The 6,259-nt window shown below is 71.0% G+C and carries 6 protein-coding genes; 4 read left to right on the forward strand and 2 right to left on the reverse strand.

Going from position 1 to position 6,259, the window contains the following annotated elements; all coding sequences use genetic code 11:
* Positions 1 to 94: 94 nt before the first annotated feature.
* Positions 95 to 1,621, reverse strand: coding sequence for an MFS transporter (locus ACQKIP_RS36870; protein WP_365859523.1), 1,527 nt, complete (start codon positions 1,619 to 1,621; stop codon positions 95 to 97).
* A 105-nt stretch (positions 1,622 to 1,726) separates the two neighbouring features.
* A complete protein-coding gene (locus ACQKIP_RS36875) occupies positions 1,727 to 2,140 on the reverse strand; it encodes a VOC family protein (RefSeq protein WP_365859521.1) in 414 nt (137 codons plus the stop codon).
* A 316-nt stretch (positions 2,141 to 2,456) separates the two neighbouring features.
* Here ACQKIP_RS36875 and ACQKIP_RS36880 point away from each other — a divergent pair, with 316 nt between their 5' ends.
* The 4 genes from ACQKIP_RS36880 to ACQKIP_RS36895 form a co-directional block, all read left to right on the forward strand.
* Positions 2,457 to 4,067, forward strand: a complete 1,611-nt coding sequence (locus ACQKIP_RS36880) for an ABC transporter substrate-binding protein (RefSeq protein ID WP_427745136.1) — start codon at positions 2,457 to 2,459, stop codon at positions 4,065 to 4,067.
* Between the two features lie 47 nt (positions 4,068 to 4,114).
* The gene (locus ACQKIP_RS36885; protein ID WP_365859853.1) at positions 4,115 to 5,068 is read left to right on the forward strand and encodes an ABC transporter permease; all 954 of its coding nucleotides are present in this window, start codon (positions 4,115 to 4,117) and stop codon (positions 5,066 to 5,068) included.
* Positions 5,065 to 5,949 carry an ABC transporter permease gene (locus ACQKIP_RS36890; RefSeq protein ID WP_365859517.1) on the forward strand — a complete coding sequence of 295 codons (885 nt, stop codon included), beginning with the start codon at positions 5,065 to 5,067 and terminating at the stop codon, positions 5,947 to 5,949. The genes ACQKIP_RS36885 and ACQKIP_RS36890 overlap by 4 nt, the downstream gene beginning before the upstream one ends.
* Positions 5,946 to 6,259 (forward strand): ATP-binding cassette domain-containing protein (locus ACQKIP_RS36895; RefSeq protein WP_427745137.1); only part of this gene is annotated, 314 nt, incomplete at its 3' end. The genes ACQKIP_RS36890 and ACQKIP_RS36895, both read left to right, overlap by 4 nt.

The following is a 6,259-nucleotide window of genomic DNA, read 5'->3' on the forward strand; positions in this document are numbered from 1 at the left end:
CCCCGAACCCCCGGACCCCCCGCTGCCGGGACCCTCGCCCCCGGAGTCCTCCGTCGCCGGCTCCTGCGCTGCGGATGCCATCGCCCCACCGCCCCTACATGTGGACCGGGCCGCCACCCGCGGCCGAGTGGACCGGAGCTCCCCGGCGGTACAGCACGACCGTAACCAGCAGTCCGACGGCGAAGAAGACCGCCGACCACCAGTACGCGGTCGAGTAGCTCTCCATCGCCGACTGCGCCTGCACCTCGGGCGTCGGCTGCCTGCCCACGAGATAGTTGGCCGCGGCGCTGGTGGCCAGGGAGTTGAGCAGGGCCGTGCCGATCGAACCGCCCACCTGCTGGCTGGTGTTGACCATCGCCGAGGCCACCCCCGCGTCGTGCGCGGCCACGCCCGCGGTGGCCATGCTCATCGCCGGGGCGAAGACCAGACCCAGGCCCAGTCCCGCGACGAGCAGCGGCGGCAGGACGTGGGCCGCGTAGCCGCTGTGCACGTCCAGGGCGGTCAGCCAGGCCATCGAGGCCGCCGCCAGGCCCATGCCCAGCGGCACGATGGGCTTCGCGCCGAACCGCGGCACCAGCGAGTTGGTCGTCAGGACCGAGATGACCACCATCACGGCGACCATCGGCAAGAACGCCAGGCCGGTCTTGACGGGTGTGTAGCCCAGGATCTGCTGGAGGTAGTACGTCAGGAACAGGAAGACACCGAACATCCCGGCGCCGGAGATGAACATCGCCAGGAAGGAGGCCGCGCGGTCCCGGTCGAGCACCACCCGCAGCGGGAGCAGCGGATGCGCCGCCCGCGTCTGCCACCAGGCGAACGCGGCCACCAGGACGCCGCCCGCCGCCAAGAAGCCCCAGGTCTGCACGTCGCCCCAGGCGTGCGACTCGGCGTTGGAGAAGCCGTAGACGATGCAGAACAGGCCCGCGGAGACCAGGACTGTGCCGGGCACGTCAAGGCGGGGCCGGTCCGCGGGCCGGCCGCCGCGCAGCAGCCGGGCGCCGCCGAGCATGGCGAACACCGCGAAGATCAGGTTGACGTACAGGCACCAGCGCCAGTCCAGGTACTCGGTCAGGACGCCGCCCAGCAGCAGGCCCACCGCGCCGCCCGCGCCCGCGATGGCGCCGTAGATGCCGAACGCCTTCGCCCGCTCCTTGGGGTCGGTGAACGTCGTGGTGAGCAGGGAGAGCGCGGCGGGCGCCAGCAGGGCGCCGAAGAGGCCCTGCAGCGCGCGGGCCACCACCAGCATGGTGAAGCTGGTGGCCGCGCCGCCCAGGGCGGAGGCGAGCGCGAAGCCGCCCAGCCCGGCCAGGAAGACCAGCTTGCGGCCCACCAGGTCGGCGATCCGCCCGCCCAGCAGCAGCAGGCTGCCGAAGGCCAGGGCGTAGGCGGTGACGATCCACTGGCGGTTGCCGTCGCTGAAGCCGAGGTCCCGCTGGGCCGAGGGCAGCGCGATGTTCACGATCGTGGCGTCCAGGACCACCATGAGCTGGGCGATGCCGACGACGCCGAGGATCAGCCAGCGGTGCTCGTGTGCGCCGCCCGTCTCGTGCGGGGCCGGTGCGGGCGCGGCTCCTGCGGTGTGCACCGCCTCGAAGGGCTCCGGCGCGGGCGAGCGGTCCATGGTGCCTCCAGAGGCCCCCCTGTCACGCAGGACATCCCCGTAACACCGTAGATGGGCCGCTCGGAGCCCGCGACCGGGGCCGCGACCGGGGCCGGGGTGCGCCGGTCAGTCCTGCGGCCCGCTGATGTTGACCATCCAGGGGATGCCGAAGCGGTCCGTGCACATGCCGAACACGTCGCCCCACATCTGCTTCTCCAGCGGCACGGCCACCGAGCCGCCGGCGGAGAGCTTGTCCCAGTAGCCGCGCAGTTCGGCCTCGTCGTCTCCGCTCAGGCTCACCGAGAAGTTGTTGCCCGGCGTGTGGTCCATGCCCGGCGGGGTGTCGGCGCCCATCAGGGTGAAGCCGTTGGGCGCCTCCAGCATGCCGTGCATGATGTTGTCGGCGATCGGGGTGCCCTGCTGGCCTGCTTCGCCGAAGGTGTGCAGCGCCAGGTCGCCGCCGAAGACCTCCTTGTAGAACTCCAGCGCCTGCCGGGCGTCGCCGCCGAAGCTGAGATACGGGTTGAGCCGCGAAACCATGGAAACCTCCCGGAACGGGGTATTCGGTCAGTTGCGCGGACAGTAGCGCGGCGCACTGACATCGGCCCGCCGAGCGCGGGCGCGCGGGGGGAGGGGCACCTCGCGAGGGGCACGGGGCACGTCGTCCCGCGATGGACGGAAAGTCCGCTGCGTGTAGCAGCCAACCATTTGTCGCGGCTGGTTATTCAATCTTCATCAAATCCGGTCCGGCATCCGGACGGGCCTCTTGTGTGCGGACTGTATGCGAAATACGTTCTGCCGTATTCCTTGATCGTCCACGATCAGCCCGGAACCACCCTGGCGGAGGTACCTACCCGTGCGCCGAAAAACGGTCGCCCCGGCGGCAGTTGCCCTGGTGATGTCCCTGACGGCGGGCTGCGGCTCCCTGCAGTCCTCGGCCACCGAGGTCGGCGGTGAGCGCATGACCGACGACCGCCCCGTGCGCGACGGCGGCACCCTCACCGTCGCCCTCCAAGCCGACCCGGACAAGCTCGATCCGACCCTCGCGCAGACCCTGGTGGGCCGCACCGTCTTCGCCGGGATGTGCGAAAAGCTCTACGACATCGACGAGCACGGGACCGTGATCCCCCAGCTCGCCGCCGCCCTGCCCAAGACGTCCGAGGACGGCCGCACCGTCACCTTCGACCTGCGCAAGGGCCTGGAATTCAGCGACGGGACGAAGCTGGACGCCGACGCCGCCGTCACCTCGCTGCTGCGCCACCGCGACCTTCCGGGCTCGGCGCGCGCCACCGAACTCGCCCCGCTCGCCAAGGCGGAGGCGACCGGACCGTACTCGGTCAAGCTCACCCTCAAGCAGGCCTACGTCCCCCTCACGGCCGTCCTCGCCGACCGCTCCGGCATGGTGATGTCGCCGACCGCCCTCAAGAATTACGGCAAGAACTTCACCAACCACCCCTCCTGCGTAGGCCCGTTCAAGTACGTCGAACGCGTCGGCGGCGACCGCATCGTGCTCGCCAAGGACCCCAACTACTACGCTGCCGACAAGGTCCGCCTCGACAGGGTGATCTACAAGCCGATCCCCGACGGCAACGTCCGCCTGGCCAACCTGCGCTCCGGCGACATCCAGGTCGGCGACCAGATGACGCCCGTCGACGTGCGCAGCGCACTGACCGAGCCCAAGCTCCAGCTCTTCAACTCGCCCTCGCTCGGCTACCAGGGCATCGGCTTCAACGTCGGCAACGTCAAGGGCCTGGGGGAGAAGCCGGGGCGCATCGACACACCCCTGGCGCGCGAACCCAAGGTCCGCGAGGCCTTCGAACTCGCCATCGACCGCGACCTCATCAACAAGGTCGTCTTCCAGGGCATGTACGAGCCCGCCTGCGGCCCCCTCTCGCCCGAATCCGCCATCGCCCCCGGCGTCAAGGCGACGGCCTGCCCCAAGCGAGATGTCGCCAAGGCCAAGAGGCTGCTGAAGGAAGTGGGCGTGAAAACCCCCGTGCGCATCGAACTGAAGGTGTCCACGACGCCCGAATCCAGCCGCCTCGGGCAGGTCGTGCAGGCCATGACCAAGGAGGCCGGGTTCGCGGTCACGCTGCGCCCCACCGAGTACGCCACGATGCTCGAAGAGACCGACTCCGGGCACTACGACGCCTTCACCAGCGGCTGGTCGGGACGGCTCGACCCGGACGGCAACATCGCCAGCTTCCTCCAGACGCGCGGCGCGATGAACGCCTACGGCCTCTCGGACCGGGCCATCGACCGGCTCGTCGAACGGGGCCGCGCCGAGGCCGACCCCCAGGAACGCGGCAAGATCTACACGGAGTTGACCCGGCGCGCCAACGAGCGGCGCGGCCTCATCTACCTCTACCGGCAGAAGAACTACGTCGTCGCCGGCAAGAACGTCGCGGGCGTCCGCGTCTTCGGCGACGGCCTGGTCCGCGTCACGACTGCGGGGTACACCCGATGAGCCTGAGCCTGAAGAGCACACGGCCCGCTGCGGTGCGCCTGAGCCCCATGACCTCCTACATCCTCACCCGTATCCGCCAGTCCCTCATCACGCTCGTCCTGGTCAGCATGGTCGTCTTCGCCGGGATCCGCGCCCTGCCCGGCGATCCGGCGCTCGCGCTCGCCGGTGAGGAGCGCAGCCCCGCGGCGCTGGCCGCGATCCGCGCCGACTACGGGCTGGACGACAACATCGCCGTCCAGTACGGCCGGTTCATCGGCCACGCGATCACCGGCGACCTGGGCACCTCCTCGCGCACCGGCCTGCCCGTCGCCGACGCGATCACCGCGGCCCTGCCCGTCACCCTCGAACTGGCCGCCCTCTCCCTGCTCCTGGCGGTCGTCGTCGGCATCGGCGCGGGCATCGTGGCCGCCGTACGGCGCGGCAGGCCCGAGGAGTGGCTGGCCAACGCCCTGGCCCTGCTCGGGCTCTCGGTGCCCACCTTCTGGCTGGGCATGGTCCTGGTCCTGGGCTTCGCCATCGCCCTGCCGGTCTTCTCGGCCTCCGGATACGTGCCCTTCGCCACCGACCCGCTGGACAACCTGCGCCGCATGGTGCTGCCCGCGATCGTCCTGGGCTCGGGGCTCGCCGCCGTCGTGATGCGCCAGACCCGGGCGGCGATGCTCGACTCGCTCTCCGCCGACTACGTGCGCACCGCGCGCGCCAAGGGCCTGTCCCGGCGCGAGGTCATCGGCGGGCACGCGCTGCGCAACTCCCTGGTCACCGTCGTGACCGTGCTCGGACTCCAGCTCGGCCACCTCATCTCCGGGGCCGTGGTCACCGAGCAGATCTTCGTCCTGCCCGGCTTCGGCAAGCTGACCATCGACGCCGTCTTCACCCGCGACTACGCGACCCTGCAAGGCGTGGTGCTGTGCACCTCCGCCGCCTACATCCTCATCAACCTGCTGGTCGACGTGGCGTATTCGGTCATCGACCCGCGCATCCGGCTCGGAGGTGCCCGGTGACCACAGCGGTACTCACCACCCTGGGGCGGATACGCTCCGCGGGCGCGGGCAGCGGCAGACTGCGCGCCCTGCGCAAGAACCGCCTCGCCATGACCGGCGGCATCATCGCCGCCCTGTTCGTCCTCGCCGCGCTCTTCGCTCCGCTGGTCGCGCCCTACGATCCCGCGCGCCCCGACTTCGCCGACGCCCTGGCCGCGCCCGGCTGGTCGCACTGGCTGGGCACCGACGACCTCGGCCGCGACCAGCTCTCGCGCGTCGTGTACGGGGCCCGCGCCTCCATGCAGGTCGGCGTGGTGGCGGTGGCCCTCGCCTTCGCCGTCGGCGTCCCCCTGGGGCTCCTTGCGGGCTACTACGGCAAGCTCGCCGACAGCGTGGTCTCGCGGCTCACCGACACCATGCTCGCCTTCCCCTTCCTGGTCCTTGCCGTCGGGCTCGCCGCGGTGCTCGGCCCCTCGCTGGGCAACGCGACCATCGCGATCGGCATCTCGCAGATCCCGGCCGTCATCCGCATCACCCGCGCGGAGACGCTGCGGCTGCGCCACGTCGACTACGTGGCCGCCGCCGTCGCCAACGGAGGCGGGGATGCCACCGTGCTCGTGCGGCACATCCTGCCCAACGCCACCTCCGCGCTGATCGTCCAGGCCACCGTCGGCATCCCCGCCGCGATCATCGGGGAGGCGCTCCTGAGCTTTCTGGGCCTGGGCGTGCAGCCGCCGCAGGCATCGCTCGGCGTGATGCTCTCCGGCGCCCAGTCCTTCCTGGCGCCCGCGCCGTGGATGGCCGTCTTCCCCGGACTCGCCGTCGTCGCCGCCACCTTGGCCTTCAACCTGCTCGGCGACGGCCTGCGGGACGTCCTGGACCCCCGGGGAGCCACCCGATGACCCAGCCGGTACTGAGCGTGCGCGACCTGTCGGTCTCCTTTCGCTCCGACACCCGCACCGTGCACGCCGTCGACCGCCTCTCCTACGACGTCGTCCCAGGCGAAGTTCTCGCGGTGGTCGGCGAGTCGGGCTGCGGCAAATCCGTCACGGCGATGGCCGTGATGGGCCTGTTGCCGCCCACCGCCCGCATCGACGGATCCATCAGGCTCGGCGGCAGCGAGATCGCAGGGGCGAGCGAGAAGGAGCTCGGGAAGGTCCGCGGCAAGGACATCGCGATGATCTTCCAGGAGCCGATGACCTCCCTCAATCC

The sequence above is a fragment of the Streptomyces sp. NPDC059900 genome, assembly GCF_050270335.1.
Lineage (GTDB): Bacteria > Actinomycetota > Actinomycetes > Streptomycetales > Streptomycetaceae > Streptomyces.

What these genes read in the sequence shown, in the direction of transcription:
- ACQKIP_RS36875 (WP_365859521.1), bottom strand. Translation starts at nt 2,140, where the DNA reads ATGGTTTCGCGGCTCAACCCGTATCTCAGCTTCGGCGGCGACGCCCGG.
- ACQKIP_RS36870 (WP_365859523.1), bottom strand. Translation starts at nt 1,621, where the DNA reads ATGGACCGCTCGCCCGCGCCGGAGCCCTTCGAGGCGGTGCACACCGCA.
- ACQKIP_RS36885 (WP_365859853.1), top strand. Translation starts at nt 4,115, where the DNA reads ATGACCTCCTACATCCTCACCCGTATCCGCCAGTCCCTCATCACGCTC.